This window comes from Desulfobacter hydrogenophilus (genome assembly GCF_004319545.1).
GTDB lineage: Bacteria > Desulfobacterota > Desulfobacteria > Desulfobacterales > Desulfobacteraceae > Desulfobacter > Desulfobacter hydrogenophilus.
In genome coordinates this window covers 3,433,114-3,450,342 of sequence record NZ_CP036313.1, presented here as the reverse complement: position 1 = coordinate 3,450,342, position 17,229 = coordinate 3,433,114, and the positions used below count along the sequence as shown (strand labels likewise).

Below are 17,229 nucleotides of genomic sequence, written 5' to 3'. Positions count from 1 at the left end.
AATCAACTGTCGCAAATGAGGGAAATAATGACCCATTCAACGCTGTTGACCATTGAAGATCTAATAGATAAACTGAATATGGGTAAAGCCACTTTAAAGTTTATTTTACATCGATTCCGCCCTTGGCTTACCACACAACTTGTCAACAATGAAACATATTACACAAAACAGTCGGTTGCCACCCTTTTAAAAATCAAAAAGTTTCTGGATACAGGTATGCTGCCCGAGCAGATTGAAACGTCCTTTGCACAGGAAGCAAAAATGCTTAAAGCCACAACAAGCGTACAACATCCTGCCGGGAACCAAGGGGAAATCCCAGTAGGTATAGAGTCTGTATCTATGTTCAAGGATATGTTCCAGGCATATATCGAAAAACAGAACCGTATTGCTTTAGCCCAGGAATCACTTGTCCGGGTAGAAGAAAGAAAAGCCGATGCAATGGAAAAACGTGCTGCCGCTGAAGAGAAAAAAGCCGATGCAATGATAAATATTGCCCAGGCATTGCAGGAGATGAATCAGCGACACGGCAAGACTCCAGAGGCCATGAAAATTGCCGGCCGTGCTGTGGAAACCCTGGCCCTGGAAGAATCATCCGGGCTTGACGAAAGCCTTTTAGATACCAATTTTGATGAAAAAGAAGATCTGCTTGAGAATCCAGTCCCCATGGAAGATCCATTCGAGTATCAGGACCACAAGGATCTTGGTGACATCGGTTCTTCCAACATGGATGACTTATCCTTGCTAATCAATGAAACAGCACTGACATCTGAAGATATTGATGATCTATCCTCATTGATAAACTCTGTATCAGATCCATACAGCGACCTTGGCGACCTTGAAAGCTTGCTGGAAGAAGCGCCGTCAACACCGGATATAAAAAATCTATCAAATGATATGGATGATTTGTCAAAGTTGGTTGATTCTGATTTGTCTTCGTCTAATTTCCTTGAGAATAAAGCGGATAATAAAGATGACGATGTAGATGATCTGTTCAGCCTTGTGGATATGGATCTCGATGTCCCCCAGGACTTTGATGAAAATATAGATGATCTATCCAAGCGTATTGAATCTGCCGGTGAAAAGGCCGTTGCGGATTTAGACGATCTATCCACTCTGATTGAAAAACCTGCACAGTCCAAGGAGACGATGGATGATCTGTTCAGTCTTGTGGATGACTCAGGGGAAAAATCAGGGGAAAAATCAGGGGAAAAATCAGGGCAGGTTACGCCTGAAGTTGACATCCAGGCTGATGATCTTTGGTCCCTGGTATCGGATGCAGATAGTTCAAACCAGGAAAGACAAGACCCGGCTGAGCAGTCAGTTGATGCCCCTCCTGGAATGGATAACCTGTCTGCGCTGATAAATAAAGCAGACAACAGCCAAACATCAGCCGCCACAACCTCTGGCAAAAAAGACAATTTTGGAGATCCCACGGATCGTCTTACGGAAACGCCCTTAATAAAACCGGATATTTCGCCGGATCAGGATATAAAAAAATACAAGGCTGCCGTCATGAAAATCATTATTGAATTAAAGGAACAAGACCTTACCGTTCAGCAAACAACGGATCGCCTCAACCGCGAAGGTGTCGCGACCCTGTCCGGGAAACCGGCCTGGGGATTAAAGGCCATAGAAAAAATATACGGTTTTATTGATTCTGCAAAATAACAGCCATGAACTGGCTCGGTCTATCAACAACATGGGCCCCAACCCACCACAATACATAAAAGCAATTTAACAACTGATTGGGACCTTTATTTTGCGCCTGCAACGTCGGCGAAACGGGTGTCCACAAATTTATCCAAATCAATAAGAGAGGTCATAATATTCATTTTATCCATCATATATTTCTGGATCACATCAAGATCTTCTTTTTGGGGATAAAGTTCTCCTGTTAGAATCCGGTCAGGCGGATCTGTAAGCACCCGTCGGATAATATCCTTATCCTGGGAAAAAAAATCAGCACCAATAATTGAAGCCGGCTCAGGCTGGGCATCAATGGCAAGCCCGGACCGGACAAAGCTTGTGCAAATTTCCTGAATGGCTTCGGGATGCTTTTCAATAATCTCGGTACGCATGACAAAAACACAACAGGGATGCTTGGCCCACAGATTTTTTGACAGCTCAAATTCTTCACCATGCCCGGCGGCTATAACCTGGGAACCAAATGGTTCAGCTACGATAAACCCGCCGATTTCGCCGTCTTCGTCATACTCAAGAGCTTCGGGCATCTGGAAAGGTGCAACAACCTCAAGGGTGACATCAATTCCCTTTTCCGTGGCACGCCCGGGTTTTAAGCCTTTCTCCGATAACAGCTTGTGAAACAGCATATTGTGGATGGAGAGCTGATATGGAATCAACACGGTCTTACCCGCGAAATCTTCAACAGAATTGATGTTGGCTCTTTTATTTTTAACCAGAACACTGCCGGATTTATGGGCTAACAACAATAATTTGAGATCAACACCGGATTTGAAAAGATCCATGGCTGTCGGTGCCAAAATCAGTGCCCCGTCCAAGGATTTTACGGAAAGGGCATCAGCAACTTCATTCCACCCGTTTTTGACCACAGGTTCCAGTGTGCAGTGTTGAAAGGTTTCCATACCTTGTTGTAATTTTCGAGCTGTTACACCGAGAATGAAATGATCAGTGATTTTAAGATATCCGATCTTTATCGCGGGTTTTTCCGCCATTTCAGGCACCTCCGGGATGATTAAATATAATAAATAATGCTGAATATCATTTACGATTATGATAACTTTAATTCAAAGTCAATCTTAAAAAGGCTTTGAACTGTTTGATTACCGGATTTTGCGCAGCATTTAAATTCGAATTTGACATAATTTCGCGACAAAGTAAACCCCCAACGTTGCAGAATATGAAGTCCTGATAATGACGCGGTATATAAATTTTAACTAAAAAAAAAATCCGAGTGCCCGGTTAATTCAGCCTCTTTTTTTGCTTGAATAATTATGCTTGCGAAAATCAAATCCTGGGGAGATGTGAGTTTAATATTAAACGATCCACCGTCCACCATCGCCACCGGTATTTTCGCATGTTCGCAGACCGACGCTTCGTCCGTACCCCAAAAGCCGGTATTCCGGGCATGAGAAGCAGCCTTGACAATCAGGTCCAGGCGAAAAACCTGGGGCGTCTGGGCTCGAAACAGCCCATCCCGGTCAAGGGTGCAGAGTATATTGCCATTTTCATCAGCCTTTTTTACCGTATCAAAGATACCAAGGGCCGGAATGCAGGCACCGTTTTCCAACGCACCGTCAATGCACCGATCAATCAGATTTCCACCTACAAAAGGCCGCACCCCGTCATGAATCAGAACCAATGTTGTTTCAGGTTGCGCACAAAGTTTCAACGCTTTATTAAGTCCGTTGCCCACAGAATCCTGACGAGTAACGCCTCCTTTAATAATATGCAACGGTGTGGAAAATGAAAATCTGTGCAAAAGGTCGTTGCAGGTAAAATCCAGATCCTGTTCTGGAACCACAAGAATAATCTCATCTACCCGGCAGTGCGCGTCAAAGGACGCAAGTGTATGGACGATTACCGGGACACCTTCCAGATCAATGAACTGTTTTTTAACAGTGGACTGCATGCGCAGTCCTTTCCCCCCCGCCACAACAACGGCAATATGTTTAAATGTCTCTTTACTTTTTGCGGTAGACATAAATTTTAAATCAAATAGCTCAATTCTCTGGGCAAGGGAATGCCCTTACCCATATGGTCTTCACCGTAATTGACACTGGAAAGAATTTTCAAATCACTCAACGCCCTGGAATCTCCGGTAAAGACGACCGTCTCAATCTCCTCTTTTTTAATTTTCCCCCCGGCCCATTGAATATCAAGGACCGAAGAGGCATCAAACTGGTCTTTTCCCACATGAAGTTTGACTTCTCCGCCGTAATGCTGAACGATTTTTGCAACCAAAAGACTTGGTCGGCTGTGAAAGCCCCTGTCTTTGGGGATACCCACTTCAATTGTGCCTGATTCCATATTCTTGTTTAAAACCCTTGTGGCCACAGCCTTGCCGGAGGATAAAAAACGGCCTGCATAATATAAACAGTAATTCGTGGCCCGGTCCAAAACAGCATCCGGATCAATAAGATCGGAAAGAGACAGACTAATATTTTTATAAACATGTTTAAATCCGGTAGCATACAGGTGACGCTCATAAAAATGAAGCAAACGCCCCAAAACCTGCAGAATATGAAATACGATGGAAAAATGACTTCGCAACTGGCCTAAAAGTTTGGCATCGGGGGACTGCAATGTCGTGACTACATAGGAATCAAAGGAAGACTGAATATTATGAACCCGCATCTCATAGCCTCTGATTGTCACCTCGTTGATAATATCAGGAACAAGCTTATAAATGGTTTCAAGGTCATAACGTTCGTAAAAGGTAAATTGTTCAAAATCCCGGATCAGTTCAAGAAACTGACTGGAGATTCGTGTCAGATTTTTTTTCTGATTGCTTTTGGGTATGGCGTCGTCAATATTATGTTCTAGTTGGCTCGCAGTGGCAATGCCGGGAAAATAATCCAGGTCATAACCGGATTCCGGGATGGTGATACCCAAACGTGTTGCCTCCCTAAGGGCAACGGGTGCTGCCTGGTGAATGGCATCCTGAAGAAATCGAAGCATATCTAGTGCTTCCTGTTTAAAGGCACTGTGGTTCTGATCCCCGAAATCGTAAAAGTCGAACCGGTCCAGGGTGTGGCGCTGGGAATAACATGCAAGGGAGAGGTGTCGAATTGCTGCCGATATTGCACGGTAAAACACCCAATCCTTATTTTTTTTTGCACCGTGAAAATCAAGAAAATCCTCCATGATGTGGGAGGTAATGATTAGTTTTGAACACAGTTTCTTGGTAAAAAGATAACTGTCGTCATTCAATTCAACAATGAACAAAATGCACTGAAGATACTCATATGAAAAAATATTTGCTTTTTCTTTAAAAGATATGTCACAAGTGTCATTCATAGCTATTTACTCAGTATTTAAAATTTCGGTCTGACCGGCCCGTAAGCCGAATTCTGTTACCTTTTTGCGGTTACCCACAAAAAAATCAACGGTCATTCATCTAGTATGCATGTTGCCATACATCTCAAGCAACCTACCCGGAGACTTGGGCGGGCAGCCCTCAAGCGTCTCTCTATTTGGTCTTGCACCGGACGGGGTTTACCAAGCTTTCCCGGTCACCCGGAAAACTGGTGCGCTCTTACCGCACCGTTTCACCCTTACCCAGCTACTCATTCAATCGAACAGACATCACCATTAAAAACAACTGTTCGACTCAATGAGTAACTGGGCGGTCTACTCTCTGTTGCACTTTCCTTCACGTCACCGTGACTCCACGTTATGGAGCGTCCTGCCCTGCGGTGTTCGGACTTTCCTCCCGGCAATAATTCGCCCGGCGACCGTTTGTTCCAGTCAGACCGAAATTAAAAATTTTTCTTCAATTTAAAGTATCAGCTTTTCTCATAATAAAGAATTCGGCTGCATTGGGGACAAAATATTAACTGATTTCCACGCTGAACTTCAATATAAAGCTGAGGTGGAATATTCATAAAACACCCTAAACATACCTGATCCTGCGCCTGGGCAACGGCAGATCCCTGATTCATTTTGGAAATGCGTTTAAATCGATCTAAAAGTTTAGGATCCAGGCTTGTACCTATTTCTTTCTGGCTTTCAAGATATTCCTCAAGAAGCTTACGGTCTTTAATGGTTTGTTCTTCAATCTGATTCTGTTCGGCTTTAACCTGTTCTTCAAGCTGCTGATATTCTTTTGTACTTTCATCCACAATAGCCTGGGACTTTTCCCGCTCTTCCATGATCTGTAAGAGCTCTGTTTCTATTGCATCTTTTCTTTTTTTGTTATCATCCACCTCCCTGAGCAAAACCTGATACTCTTTATTTGTGCTTACATTGCGAAGAGTTTCGTTGCTTTTAATAATACGCGCATCAACAATCTTGATTTCATTTTCACTGTCAAGACAATTTTTTTTAAGTATTTCAAGCTCTTCGACATTTTCCTTAAGCGCGGCTGCAAACTGTTTAAGCCTGGATGCCAGTTTGGTTTTCTTTTTTTCAACCTCGTACAGTACGTCATTAAGACGGACTATTTGAGTTTCAGCCTCCTGAAGTTTTACTAGGGTGGCAATATCTGGTTTTGACATAAGGTGTTACATCCTCATATGGTTAAAAATGGATCTTGTTCCTGATCATATGTATTAATGCTAATTTCATATTTTCCGGCATCAAACATCTGCCCAAGACGGTTTTTCAAAAGCTCAACGACAATGGATTCGGAAGAAAAATGGCCGACATCAACAGCGCATTTACCATAGGACTCTATATCCCGCGCCTCATGATATTTCAAATCGCCTGTGATATATACATCCATTCCTGAGCCTAAAAATTGAGTTGTCAAAGAGCCGCCTGAACCCGAACACAGTGCTGCTGTTGATACCATGCTTCCGGGATTGCCAATAATCCTGACCTGGGGAATTCCCAAATTTCCTTTAATCCGGCACGCCAGTTGTTCAAGTGTCATGGCTCCACCAAGATGCCCAATGCGTCCAAGCCCCTGAATCCGGCCCGCAGATTCATTATTCATTGCATCGGCAAGAAAAACATCTGTGCACCGAATGCCCAATTTTTGGGCCAAATAGTCGTTCAAACCGTCCTGGGCTTTATCCAGGTTTGTATGGGCACTAACTACGGCAATTCGGGATCTGGCACTGGTCAGGATGGCAATTCCAGGCATCCTGCTGAAATCAATCTGTTTTTCATGTGACATGATAAGAGGATGATGGGTAATCAGCATGTCACACCCCAACTTTTCCGCTTCGGACAGTGCCTTGTCTGTGACATCCAGGGCAATTAGGATTTTGGACACCTGCCACCTTGGATCACCGACCTGAAGTCCTGAATTATCCCAGGATTCCGCCAGGGAAAAAGGTGCAATTTGATCTACAATATCAATAATCTGTCTTACCGTGAGCATGCGTTCAATAAGTCTCAAAATAAAAAAGCGTGGAGTACACTCCACGCTTAAGATTTAGTCTATTTTCGTATTGCTTTACAGGCATATCCATGTATGACCTGGTCATCCTTCCTCTCTTCTTAACATATCAATCGGCTTCTCTCCTGTTTAAGACCTCATAAATGAACAAGTTCTTTGGTGGGCCCACCTGGATTCGAACCAGGGACCGACCGGTTATGAGCCGGTGGCTCTGCCAAACTGAGCTATAGGCCCGAAAAGCCGCTTTGGTACTGCGTTACAAGCAAATTTGCAATATATATAGTAACACCTGTTTACTGTCAAGCGTTAATTAGCACTTGAGCAATAAAGTTATACATCTTCGCCTTGCACCTGGTCATTTTGAGGGCATACACCACTCTATCAAAGTGTCCAAACATGGATTTTGTTCAGACACTAATTTTCTATAAATGTTTTTAACTTTTTACTCCTGGTCGGGTGACGCAGCTTACGCAACGCCTTGGCCTCAATCTGACGAATACGCTCCCTTGTAACGGTAAAATCCTTTCCAACTTCTTCTAAGGTATGATCAGACTTTTCTCCGATACCAAAACGCATCCTTAAGACTTTTTCCTCCCTAGGCGTCAGCGTTGCCAGTATTTTACGCGTCTGTTCGGCAAGGCTTAAATCAATGGCGGCCTCGGAAGGAATAGAAAATTTCTTATCCTCAATGAAATCTCCAAGATGGCTGTCTTCTTCCTCACCAATGGGTGTTTCAAGGGAAATAGGCTCCTTGGCTATCTTAAGCACCCGCCGAACCTTATCAATGGGAATTTCCATTTTTTCGGCAATTTCTTCAGGGGAAGGTTCCTTACCCATCTCCTGAACCAAATACCGGGAGGTACGAATCAGCTTGTTAATGGTTTCAATCATATGAACCGGAATCCTGATGGTTCTGGCCTGGTCTGCAATGGCACGGGTAATGGCCTGGCGGATCCACCAGGTGGCATATGTAGAAAACTTATATCCCCGGCGATACTCAAATTTATCCACGGCCTTCATCAAACCGATATTGCCTTCCTGGATCAAATCAAGGAACTGCAGTCCCCTATTGGTATATTTTTTGGCAATACTTACCACAAGCCGTAGGTTGGCGCGGACCAGTTCACGTTTGGCGGCATCCGCTTTTCTACGACCTATTTCAATCCCTTGAACAATTGCATTAAGGTCATCCACGCTGCCTTTGACCAGATCATTTTTTTCGGTAATCTGATCGCACAACGCTTTAATATCATTAAAAAGAATAGTAGCACGATCCGGGGTAATTTCGCGTCTGGACATGGCCCATTCAACAAAAACAGCCGGGTCTTTTGTCTGTTTCATCATGGTACTGGGCTGGACATTAAACGTTTTTGCACACCTGGCAAGCAGATTGTCCACGGTTTTAAACCAAGTGATTGTGTTTCTGATACTCTTTTCAATATTATCAATGACATTGGATTCAAATCGCCAGCTTTTAAGCAGCTCAAAAATTTCTTCGGTGTTGCTGTCAATCTGTTCTCCAAGACTGCTGTGTTTTTTTGTACCTTTCCTAATGTTTTCAAGCTCGTCACGACAGGACTGATTCTGGTCATGCAAATTTCTTATCCGGGCTAAGGATTCAAGAAATTTTTCCTGTTTGGTGACTTCATCAACCACCCCGTCTCCCTCGTCCACGTCTCGGAGCACATGCTTGGGACGCATGGCCTTTTCTTCCATTTTTTTACCGTACATAAAAATGGTGTTCAACGCCAAAGGACAATCCAGCATAGCCCGCAGTACATCCCGTTCCCCGACCTCTATTTTTTTGGCAATCTCAATCTCACCTTCACGACTGAGCAGGGTTACCATACCCATCTCTTTAAGATACATCTTCACCGGATCAGTGACGGCACCAAATTCCATGTCGGAACGTTCACGCCCGGAAGAAAGAGTTCCCTTTTTACCTTTCTTCTTCGTATCATCTTCATCATCATTACCCTTACGGGACCCGGAGCTTTTGACTTTTTTGCTCTTTGATAACCGGGCCGTTTTTTTGGGATTTTTGGCCTTACCCGGTTTCATGGCAGCCCCTTCCTCGCCTCTGTCACCAACCAATTCAATACCCAGTTTCTGAAACTGAATAATAATATCATCTATCTGTTCAAAGGATTGCAAATCCTCTGAAATGGCGTCATTTATTTCGGCAAAGGACAGGACGCCTGTCTCCTCTCCCTTTTTGATGAGCCTGCGCATTTCGTCTTTGCCGATCATCATCACGCCTTGCTCACATTTGCTGGTCTTTTCTGCCATATACGCCTCCCAAAGGCTTAAAGTTAACTGTTATGTAACTGCCTAATCTGCTGCTGTTTAAGTTTGAGCAACGCGATCACATCAACATCACAGCCCTCTTTTGCTTTTGTTAATTCACTGACAATCACTCTGTCTGTTTTATTTTTTATTTTTATGACCCGGTTGACCAAGACAGCAAACGTTTGCGCCGAATCCTGAACCCCGGTATAATCTTCCATAGCCATGGATGCTATCAACTGCCGATCTTCATCGGTTTCAACCCGGGCCATAACCGCACTCACAATATTTTGTGTGTTCGTTCCGTTGTCAATGATTAAACGGCCAAGCCGCTCAAGCTGCTTTGAATAAAAGGAAGGAAGCACCTTTTTTTCCACAGCCACAGAAATCAGTTCAGGCCAGTGAAGCATCATGGAAAGGATCTGTTTTTCCCTTGGATCTGATTCCAAAACGCTTTTAGAAGTGTCATCAACGTCAGGAATCAAAGGGCCCCGGGCCTGTCTGTTTACCTGCTTTTCATAAGCATTCTTTACTTTTGCAAGAACAGCCTTTTCATCAATGTTCAGTGTCTCAGCAAGTTCACGAACATAGATTGAACGAACGGCATAATCCTGAATCATCGCCAGGTGTCGCTTCATCTCATCCAAAACTTTTATACGCCCCTCAACAGAAGTACCGTAGGTATCCAGGGCCAACTGGAGCAGAAACTGCATAACTGTCTTGGCAGTATCTGCAAGCTTAAGAAAAGCATCCCCGCCATGGGCCATGACATAGGAGTCGGGATCATTGTTTTCCGGAAGAACCAGAATCCGTGTATCAATCCCCTCCTGAACAAAAATATCAATGCTTCTTTTGGCCGCCTTTATGCCTGCTTCATCAGAATCAAAAACCAAGGTCATGGTCGTTGCATAGCCTTTAAGAATCCTGACATGTTCCCGGGTTAAGGCTGTACCAAGGCTTGCCACACTATTTTTAATCCCATGCTGATAAAGGGAAAGAAAATCAAAATAACCTTCCACAATAAATACCTGACCCTGCCTGCGGCACGCCTGTTTTGCCGCATGCAATCCGTAAAGGATACGGCTTTTACTGTATACCGGGCTTTCCGGAGAGTTCATGTATTTGGGCATGCTATCATCCATGACCCGGCCGCCGAATCCGGCCACTTGCATGTTGATATCAAAAATAGGAAACATCAGCCGGTTTCGAAATCTGTCGTAAAACCCATTTTTCTGTTTTTTTTCCAGCACCAACCCGGAACTGACCGCAACCCCTCTGGCAACCTTCTCTTTTTTTAAAATATTAACAATAGCATCCCAGGCATCAGGGGAGTATCCAAGCTGAAACTGCTCAATAATCTGTTTACTGGTTCCCCGCCGTTCAAGATACTGCCTAGCACAATCACCCTTTAAAGTATCCTTTAAAAAACCTGCATATACCTGCATCACCCTCTTATTCAGACGAAAAAGAGATTCCCGGGTATGAACGGCTTTGCGCTGTTCCGGACTCATTTTTTGGGTCTCAATGACAATGTTGTATTTTCTGGCCAGCATCCTTGCAGCTTCTGGAAAGGAGATCCCATGATATTTCATAACAAATGACAAGACATTGCCACCGACACCGCACCCAAAACAATGAAAAATCTGCTTATCAGGATTAACGGAAAAAGAAGGTGACTTTTCGGAATGAAAGGGACACAGACCAAAAAAATTTCTGCCTGACTTTTTTAAAATAACTGCCTCGGAGACAATATCAAATATATCCGAGGCAGCTATAATTTCTGCAATTTTTTCTTCAGGGATCATCATTTGGGGTGGTACAGGCTCCAAAATCTCAAATCTTTAAGTAATTTAAAAAATTAGAATAAACAGTGAATACAACCTGTCAACAACTAAGCGTGCAATTGACTATAAACATCCCTTAGTGGACAATGCGCCTGATACCTGAGAAATCGGACGGGTTGCAGTATGCAAAGACCGGCCAAACGCCTTGAATATGGATTCAAGGACGTGATGCTCATTCTCACCGTACAAAGTATTAATATGCAGATTAAATCCGCCTTTGACACAAACTGCCTGGAAGAATTCCCGGGCAAGATACGCATCGAAAGCCCCACGGGATTTTAAATGGTCGGGAATATTGTAAACAAGATAAGGGCGGTTGGACAAATCAATGGTGACCCGGGACAGGGATTCATCCATGGGAACGCTTGCGTCACCAAACCGATGGATACCCCCTTTTTCAGACAATGCCTGCTGGATCGCCTGCCCTAGGACAAGCCCCGTATCCTCTACAGTATGATGGTAATCCACGTCAAGATCGCCTGTGGCTGAAATTCGAAGATCAAAAAAACCATGGACTGTAAACGCGGTAAGCATGTGATCAAAAAAAGGAATGCCTGTGCTGATCTCAGCAGTTCCCTGTCCGTCCAGATTCAGCCGGATATTTATCCGGGTTTCCTTGGTCTGCCTTGACACCTCAGCTTGTCGACTCATAAAAAAAGTTCCTTGAAACCGGCAGAAATCTGTTTTATAAAACCGTATGTTAACTGGTTCTCTGTTTTCTTTTTTAGCCTATCACAGCGTAACGCAATAAGTCATAACGAATCCTTTTAAAATACGCGCATTTCCAGTATTTGTCAAGGCCGAATCCATCACCTGTATACATTTAAACAACTTAATTGAAATTTCAGAAATAATTGGTATATTAAAAGAATATATCATTTAAGGGAAGTAATATGGATATTCAGGCTGCAAAAATAAACAGCTATTATACATATCAGTCCGCCCTTGAACAGGGCTCTGATCTGATATCTGCGTCCCCCGATTCCGGGTCCTGGACACAGGAGTCACAGGTCAGCCAAGCCCTTCCCCTACCTGACGGTGAAGAACAAGGCGATTCGGTTTCCCTGACCCAGGAAGACGAGGCGGCGCAGAAAGAAGGCCAGCCATCAAAATCCGATACAGAGTCCGTGCTTACCCCGGACGAGAAGTTACTCGTTGAAAAACTTAAAAAAGTTGATTCTGAAGTTCGGGCCCATGAAATGGCCCATATTGCCGCAGGCAGCGAATACATTACCTCTGGTGCCACCTTTTCTTACCAGCAGGGCCCTGACGGGGAAAAATATGCAGTGGGCGGAGAGGTTAGTATTGACACATCTCCCGAGCCTGGAGATCCAGAGGCAACATTACAGAAAATGCGGCGGGTGCGTGCCGCAGCACTGGCTCCTGCTGACCCATCCTCCCAGGATTTAAAAGTAGCATCCAACGCTGCATCCCAGGCGGCAAAAGCCATGGCTGAAATCACACAGCTTGTGGCAGATGAGCAGGCCAACCAAATGGAGCCTGCAGTATCCGACTATACCCGGCAACAGGTTTCCGATGCATATGCCAAAACAGGCAGCATGCCCAACCAGGATATCCAAAATTCATTCCACATTGCTGTCTGAAAAAAAGCCTATTGTTATGAAGATAAATTTTTGATATTATTAGATATAATATTGTTACAAACCAGGGGTAAGAATCATGAATATGACCGTCCAAAGCAATGCTTCAGCTTTACAGGCATTTTCAAACCAGATGTTGGTCTCTTCAAATAATGTTGCCAACTCCCAGTCAGACGAGTTTAAGGCGGACAGAGCGTATAATGTCGAAGCTGAAAATGGACAGGTACAAACTTCCGTTTCCGAAACCCAAGCAAGCGCGCCTATGGTTGAAGATCCCCTCAAAACTGACGGATCCTTAAAGGAATTATCCAATACAGACATTGCAGAGGAAATGATTGTACAAATTCAAGTCCAGAACGGTTTCGATGCCAACGCAAAAATGATTCAAGCCTATGATGAGATCACCGGAACCCTATTGGACACCATTGGATAAGCTGGCAGGTTTGGAATAAAACATCCCACGTCACGGATAAACGCGGATGATCCCACTACTACTTATTGATCATTTTCCATTGTGCTAAAGCTTACGTCCATAAACCGAACCCTTGGGACCTTTTTTTTGGTTGTGTTGATATGCTTTGGCTGCGGAATGCCTGAAGTAAAGACCCCGGACAGCCCGAGGAATCAGTCTGAACTTCCCGGGCAATCTAATAAGCCTGTTTATAAAAAAAACAGCCCCCGGCCGGACTCACAACCAGAACCAAAAGTTAAAATCGCCAGGACAGCCCCTGTCGGCAAAACGCGTCAGACAATTATCCAGACGGCCATGACTGCCGTGGGTAAACCCTATCGCTGGGGCGGTCTTTCTCCCAAAGGGTTTGACTGCTCAGGGCTAGTGGTATATGCCTACAAAAAAATCGGGATTCATGTGCCAAGAACAGCCAAAGCTCAGTTCAAAAAGAGCACATCAATTACCCGTCGAAACATCAAACCCGCAGACCTGGTTTTTTTTTCCGTACCCAGAAGAAGAGGGGGCGTTCATGTAGGGATTTACATCGGCAAAGGGCTATTTGTCCATGCACCGGGCAGGGGGCGCAAGGTGAAACACGCCTCATTGAACAATATTTACTTCAAACAGCATTTCATTAAAGCCGGAAATTTTTTAAAAAAAGACGCTGGATAACCCTGGAATCAATCAAACACGTTCTGCCTTAGGACCGCAGATTAAAAACATACGTTTCAAAATGACACACCCCTAATGGGATCTTAAGTCCAGCTTAGGCACCAAAAAATATGGTTCAATCAACGCATGGGGGGCATATGACAGTTTGGCTTGGCGTAATCCCGGTATTCCAAGATCCTGTTCCCGGTTGATATATCGTGCGGTTCCTTCCAAAAAATTAGCAGTCTCATAGTTAATCATCTGGGCAGCACCCTTGAAAGAAACATCGGCTTTTTCAAAATGAACATCCCAGGTATCAGAGGACAGGGGGCTGAAAACAGCAAAAGCCGCTATTTCATCTTCAACCAGCAGTATCAGTCCGCTTAAGCCCAGATCGTTCCAGTGGGAAAAGGCCATGGTCATGGCATCGGATTCTTCAACCAGAGAACTGGAAATAGAAGGCATGCCGGCAAGCAGGCGACGTTCAAACTGCATGAGATCCTTACAATTCTCTTCATTTATGGGAACTATAGAATGCGCCGGATACGCCCGCTTAAACTGGGAAATAAGATTTTTTTTCTTATGCAATTTATTACCTTTTAACTCTGCCAGGTCCTCTGTCAGATAAACATAATCTGCCGCATCCCGGTCAGATGTAATACTGAAATAACGATCTATATCCGGCCAGATCGCCACGTAAGATTCCGGCACCAGTCCAATATTTCCAGACAGTCCTGCTGCAACAGCCTTTTTGGACAGCGCAAACAATTCGTCAGGCTCCAGGTCCTCTCCTATGGGCATGAACAGGGTCTGGCTTCGATCGTCATGAATAACCAGGCTGTTCTCATAAAAAAACCATGAATAGCGATACAGGTTCTGCCAGCAAAAAAGATTGACAAAGCTGTACTCACATGAACAGGGTGGGTAATGGCCCAGGAAATCAAGTATCAGGGAACGGGTTCCCAGATCAAATTCCCCGGGCTTTAGTATACTTGGTTCGGTCTGCAGATCATCCGCACTGTTACCGATTATTGGCGGCGTATCGTAGGCGGCTGGTTGTTGGCTATGACATATCATTGTTTTTCCTTTTCCATAAAAGTGTTAGTTCAGTTGCTAAGCGACTTTCACGTCTTGTTGGGTTAAATGCCTATTCATTCAGGTCAACCCATGTCAGTTATTCAAGTTTAAAGGGGATGTAATCCCTCATCTGCCGGAATCCCAAATTTTCATAAAATGCACGTGTTCCCGGCTCACCGATTAATCCAATCCAGTCCACTTCCCTTTTTTTAAGTTCCTGGATCAAAAAAGTCACAATCATGCTGCCGATACCAAGTTTTTGATAGTCAGACAGCACGACCACATCTTGAATATAAGCATCACTACACAGATCGGAAAGGGCCCGCCCCATTCCAATTAATTTTTTTTTCAAAAAAGCACCCGCAAACAATGCTGATTTTTCAGGAATCCGGCGCAAAAAGGCATCTGATATTTTATACTCGTCCTGCCACCATCCGGCGTCCTGGTATAAGGCCTGAAACTCCTCCACAGGCACTGTGTGCACAAGTTTTATCTCAAGCCCCTTAAGCTTTTCTGTCCTCATATACCTTTGCCTTTCAGCATTTTTTCTGCAAAATAGGGAAGCACAAAGGCCGCACGGTGCACTTCTGAACTATAGTATTTAAGTTGAGACTGAAGTACTTCGGGCACTGAACGCGCTGGCGCCCTGAGTTTGGGCCCCAAAGACCCCATGCACACACAGATGTGACCACCGGTATATGTGGGGACAATAATGTTTGCATAGGCATATATGGGGAACAAAGACCGTGTAATGCCCATCAATTTTTCAACCCAGTCAGGGTGTAGGAAAAAGGATTCACCTTGGGTGGCAATCAGGCCGCCGGGCTTAAGCGCATATTTTAAATCCTGGTAGAACTGATTTTCAAACAAAACTTCTCCAGGGCCAACCGGGTCCGAGGAGTCAACAATAATTACATCATAACAACCAGGGTGTTCCCGGACAAAAGCAGCCCCGTCGTTGATATGAACAGTAACCCTGGGATCATCGAATCCACAGGCAATGGAGGGCAAAAACCGTTTTGAAACGTTAATGACCTCTTCATCAATTTCACAAAAATCTATAAAGCGGACATCCTTGTGACGATTAATCTCACGCAAAACGCCGCCATCCCCCCCACCAATGACAAGTATATTTTCAGGGTGAGGGTGTGAAAACAGGGGCAGATGCGCCATCATTTCCTGATAACTAAACTCATCTCGCTCGGTTAACTGAATGATACCGTCAAGCACCAGCATCCGTCCGTGGGAAAGGGTCTGGTACAGATCAATCTGCTGGAACCGGCTTTTTTTACTGTAAAGAAGTTCATCTACTTTCAGGGAAACGGCAATGCCTTCCCACATGGGGCAAACTTCTGAAAACCATCCTTTATGTATAATACCTGAATTTGTCATTTATATATTTTTATCCCAACCTATTGTCTTAAAGCCACCTGCATCTTGTAGTGGCTGCCCCGAAAATATGACAGGGAAAATTCTGCCAACTCACGGGGCTCATATGTATTGCAGGAAAAAATATCCAGGTATGCCGCATTCGTTGCATGGGCAAAATGTCCGGATATCCCGGATGTTTCAATGGATTGTTTCATTGAAAAACCAGCTGCGGTTTCGGTTTCATCATAATAAACCAAAGGTGCATTTTCTATATCGACGATACCAAGCTGTCCACACACCCGGCCCACAAAATTTTTTATCGCGTCCGGATCTTTTATCTTATCAGGACTGCAGTCATATAAGTCAACAGATGTGGACATTCCCCAGGGGTGTGCATTTTCGCAAACTTTTTTCCAGGCTATGGGAAGTGTTCGTCTATCCATCACCTTTTCATCGCTGTTTGGCGTACAACCTCCAAACCCAGGCTGCAGTATCCCCCTATTTTGATCCGAGGAAATAAAGACCCGCTGGGATGAAAGCTGTGCTTCTATGGAATGAATAGCTGTGTCCAGATCAATATTGTCCGCACATGTAAAAATATCTACTGCCGCATAATTATGCTCGGGCCAGGCGTGAACCGTAAAATGGGATTCTGCGATAATCACCACGCCGGACACGCCCTGGGGTTCAAACTGATGAAAGGAACTGCTGATTATTGTGGCCCCACTTTCTCTGGCCGCTTTAAGCAGAATTGATTCAACCCCGTCCTTATCAAGCAGAACATTGGATGCGCAATCGTAGTATTCGATGGTAATATGTCGACCCAAGGCAAAACTTGGATCAGGACAATAGACTGCCCGCTTTTTATTTTTATCAAGCAATTTTTTAAAAAGTACTCCGAAT

16 protein-coding genes, 1 tRNA gene and 1 other RNA gene are annotated in these 17,229 nt (G+C 44.3%); 4 read left to right on the top strand and 14 right to left on the bottom strand.

The window, feature by feature from the left end; translation table 11 throughout:
* Positions 1-27 precede the first annotated feature (27 nt).
* Entirely contained in the window at positions 28-1,668 is a 1,641-nt protein-coding gene (locus EYB58_RS15410; RefSeq protein WP_111957340.1) for a hypothetical protein, read from the top strand.
* A gap of 86 nt (positions 1,669-1,754) precedes the next feature.
* Here the strand turns inward: EYB58_RS15410 and EYB58_RS15405 are convergent, their stop codons facing one another.
* From EYB58_RS15405 to hisB, 10 genes are all read right to left on the bottom strand, one after another.
* The gene (locus EYB58_RS15405; protein ID WP_111957342.1) at positions 1,755-2,693 is read right to left on the bottom strand and encodes an ABC transporter substrate-binding protein; all 939 of its coding nucleotides are present in this window, start codon (positions 2,691-2,693) and stop codon (positions 1,755-1,757) included.
* Between the two features lie 218 nt (positions 2,694-2,911).
* Positions 2,912-3,682 (bottom strand): 2-C-methyl-D-erythritol 4-phosphate cytidylyltransferase, encoded by a 771-nt coding sequence (gene ispD, locus EYB58_RS15400; protein ID WP_111957344.1) that lies wholly within the window; start codon positions 3,680-3,682, stop codon positions 2,912-2,914.
* Between the two features lie 5 nt (positions 3,683-3,687).
* Entirely contained in the window at positions 3,688-4,998 is a 1,311-nt protein-coding gene (locus EYB58_RS15395) for an HPr family phosphocarrier protein (RefSeq protein ID WP_111957346.1), read from the bottom strand.
* Positions 4,999-5,024: 26 nt separating this feature from the next.
* Positions 5,025-5,452, bottom strand: an RNA gene (rnpB, locus tag EYB58_RS15390) — RNase P RNA component class A.
* Between the two features lie 34 nt (positions 5,453-5,486).
* Entirely contained in the window at positions 5,487-6,197 is a 711-nt protein-coding gene (locus EYB58_RS15385; protein WP_111957348.1) for a zinc ribbon domain-containing protein, read from the bottom strand.
* Between the two features lie 14 nt (positions 6,198-6,211).
* Complete coding sequence (locus EYB58_RS15380) at positions 6,212-7,027, bottom strand: Nif3-like dinuclear metal center hexameric protein (protein ID WP_111957450.1); 816 nt, start codon at positions 7,025-7,027, stop codon at positions 6,212-6,214.
* 175 nt (positions 7,028-7,202) lie between these two features.
* Positions 7,203-7,279, bottom strand: a tRNA-Ile gene (locus EYB58_RS15375).
* Between the two features lie 180 nt (positions 7,280-7,459).
* Positions 7,460-9,334: an RNA polymerase sigma factor RpoD gene (rpoD, locus tag EYB58_RS15370; protein WP_111957350.1), complete on the bottom strand. Its 1,875-nt coding sequence runs from the start codon at positions 9,332-9,334 to the stop codon at positions 7,460-7,462.
* A 23-nt stretch (positions 9,335-9,357) separates the two neighbouring features.
* A complete protein-coding gene (dnaG, locus tag EYB58_RS15365) occupies positions 9,358-11,139 on the bottom strand; it encodes a DNA primase (protein ID WP_111957352.1) in 1,782 nt (593 codons plus the stop codon).
* Between the two features lie 99 nt (positions 11,140-11,238).
* Positions 11,239-11,826, bottom strand: coding sequence for an imidazoleglycerol-phosphate dehydratase HisB (hisB, locus tag EYB58_RS15360; protein WP_111957354.1), 588 nt, complete (start codon positions 11,824-11,826; stop codon positions 11,239-11,241).
* Between the two features lie 242 nt (positions 11,827-12,068).
* On the opposite strand from hisB, the gene EYB58_RS15355 reads away from it, so the two are divergent.
* The 3 genes from EYB58_RS15355 to EYB58_RS15345 all read left to right on the top strand — a co-directional run bounded on the left by EYB58_RS15355 (position 12,069) and on the right by EYB58_RS15345 (position 13,899).
* Positions 12,069-12,779 carry a putative metalloprotease CJM1_0395 family protein gene (locus EYB58_RS15355; protein ID WP_111957356.1) on the top strand — a complete coding sequence of 237 codons (711 nt, stop codon included), beginning with the start codon at positions 12,069-12,071 and terminating at the stop codon, positions 12,777-12,779.
* Positions 12,780-12,855: 76 nt separating this feature from the next.
* A complete protein-coding gene (locus EYB58_RS15350) occupies positions 12,856-13,209 on the top strand; it encodes a flagellar basal body rod C-terminal domain-containing protein (protein WP_111957358.1) in 354 nt (117 codons plus the stop codon).
* 156 nt (positions 13,210-13,365) lie between these two features.
* Positions 13,366-13,899, top strand: coding sequence for a C40 family peptidase (locus tag EYB58_RS15345; RefSeq protein WP_111957360.1), 534 nt, complete (start codon positions 13,366-13,368; stop codon positions 13,897-13,899).
* 72 nt (positions 13,900-13,971) lie between these two features.
* On the opposite strand, the gene EYB58_RS15340 is transcribed toward EYB58_RS15345, so the two are convergent.
* From EYB58_RS15340 to speD, 4 genes are all read right to left on the bottom strand, one after another.
* Complete coding sequence (locus EYB58_RS15340) at positions 13,972-14,955, bottom strand: DUF2156 domain-containing protein (RefSeq protein ID WP_111957362.1); 984 nt, start codon at positions 14,953-14,955, stop codon at positions 13,972-13,974.
* Positions 14,956-15,052: 97 nt separating this feature from the next.
* Positions 15,053-15,478 (bottom strand): GNAT family N-acetyltransferase, encoded by a 426-nt coding sequence (locus tag EYB58_RS15335; protein ID WP_111957364.1) that lies wholly within the window; start codon positions 15,476-15,478, stop codon positions 15,053-15,055.
* A complete protein-coding gene (gene speE / locus EYB58_RS15330) occupies positions 15,475-16,347 on the bottom strand; it encodes a polyamine aminopropyltransferase (RefSeq protein WP_111957366.1) in 873 nt (290 codons plus the stop codon). Before speE ends, EYB58_RS15335 begins: the two co-directional genes overlap by 4 nt.
* 20 nt (positions 16,348-16,367) lie before the next feature.
* Positions 16,368-17,207, bottom strand: coding sequence for an adenosylmethionine decarboxylase (gene speD / locus EYB58_RS15325; RefSeq protein WP_111957368.1), 840 nt, complete (start codon positions 17,205-17,207; stop codon positions 16,368-16,370).
* Positions 17,208-17,229: the final 22 nt, after the last annotated feature.

What these genes read in the sequence shown, in the direction of transcription:
- EYB58_RS15380 (WP_111957450.1), bottom strand. Translation starts at nt 7,027, where the DNA reads ATGCTCACGGTAAGACAGATTATTGATATTGTAGATCAAATTGCACCT.
- EYB58_RS15350 (WP_111957358.1), top strand. Translation starts at nt 12,856, where the DNA reads ATGAATATGACCGTCCAAAGCAATGCTTCAGCTTTACAGGCATTTTCA.
- EYB58_RS15335 (WP_111957364.1), bottom strand. Translation starts at nt 15,478, where the DNA reads ATGAGGACAGAAAAGCTTAAGGGGCTTGAGATAAAACTTGTGCACACA.
- EYB58_RS15405 (WP_111957342.1), bottom strand. Translation starts at nt 2,693, where the DNA reads ATGGCGGAAAAACCCGCGATAAAGATCGGATATCTTAAAATCACTGAT.
- hisB (WP_111957354.1), bottom strand. Translation starts at nt 11,826, where the DNA reads ATGAGTCGACAAGCTGAGGTGTCAAGGCAGACCAAGGAAACCCGGATA.
- EYB58_RS15410 (WP_111957340.1), top strand. Translation starts at nt 28, where the DNA reads ATGACCCATTCAACGCTGTTGACCATTGAAGATCTAATAGATAAACTG.
- dnaG (WP_111957352.1), bottom strand. Translation starts at nt 11,139, where the DNA reads ATGATGATCCCTGAAGAAAAAATTGCAGAAATTATAGCTGCCTCGGAT.
- ispD (WP_111957344.1), bottom strand. Translation starts at nt 3,682, where the DNA reads ATGTCTACCGCAAAAAGTAAAGAGACATTTAAACATATTGCCGTTGTT.
- rpoD (WP_111957350.1), bottom strand. Translation starts at nt 9,334, where the DNA reads ATGGCAGAAAAGACCAGCAAATGTGAGCAAGGCGTGATGATGATCGGC.
- EYB58_RS15385 (WP_111957348.1), bottom strand. Translation starts at nt 6,197, where the DNA reads ATGTCAAAACCAGATATTGCCACCCTAGTAAAACTTCAGGAGGCTGAA.
- EYB58_RS15355 (WP_111957356.1), top strand. Translation starts at nt 12,069, where the DNA reads ATGGATATTCAGGCTGCAAAAATAAACAGCTATTATACATATCAGTCC.
- EYB58_RS15340 (WP_111957362.1), bottom strand. Translation starts at nt 14,955, where the DNA reads ATGATATGTCATAGCCAACAACCAGCCGCCTACGATACGCCGCCAATA.
- EYB58_RS15395 (WP_111957346.1), bottom strand. Translation starts at nt 4,998, where the DNA reads ATGAATGACACTTGTGACATATCTTTTAAAGAAAAAGCAAATATTTTT.
- speE (WP_111957366.1), bottom strand. Translation starts at nt 16,347, where the DNA reads ATGACAAATTCAGGTATTATACATAAAGGATGGTTTTCAGAAGTTTGC.
- EYB58_RS15345 (WP_111957360.1), top strand. Translation starts at nt 13,366, where the DNA reads ATGCCTGAAGTAAAGACCCCGGACAGCCCGAGGAATCAGTCTGAACTT.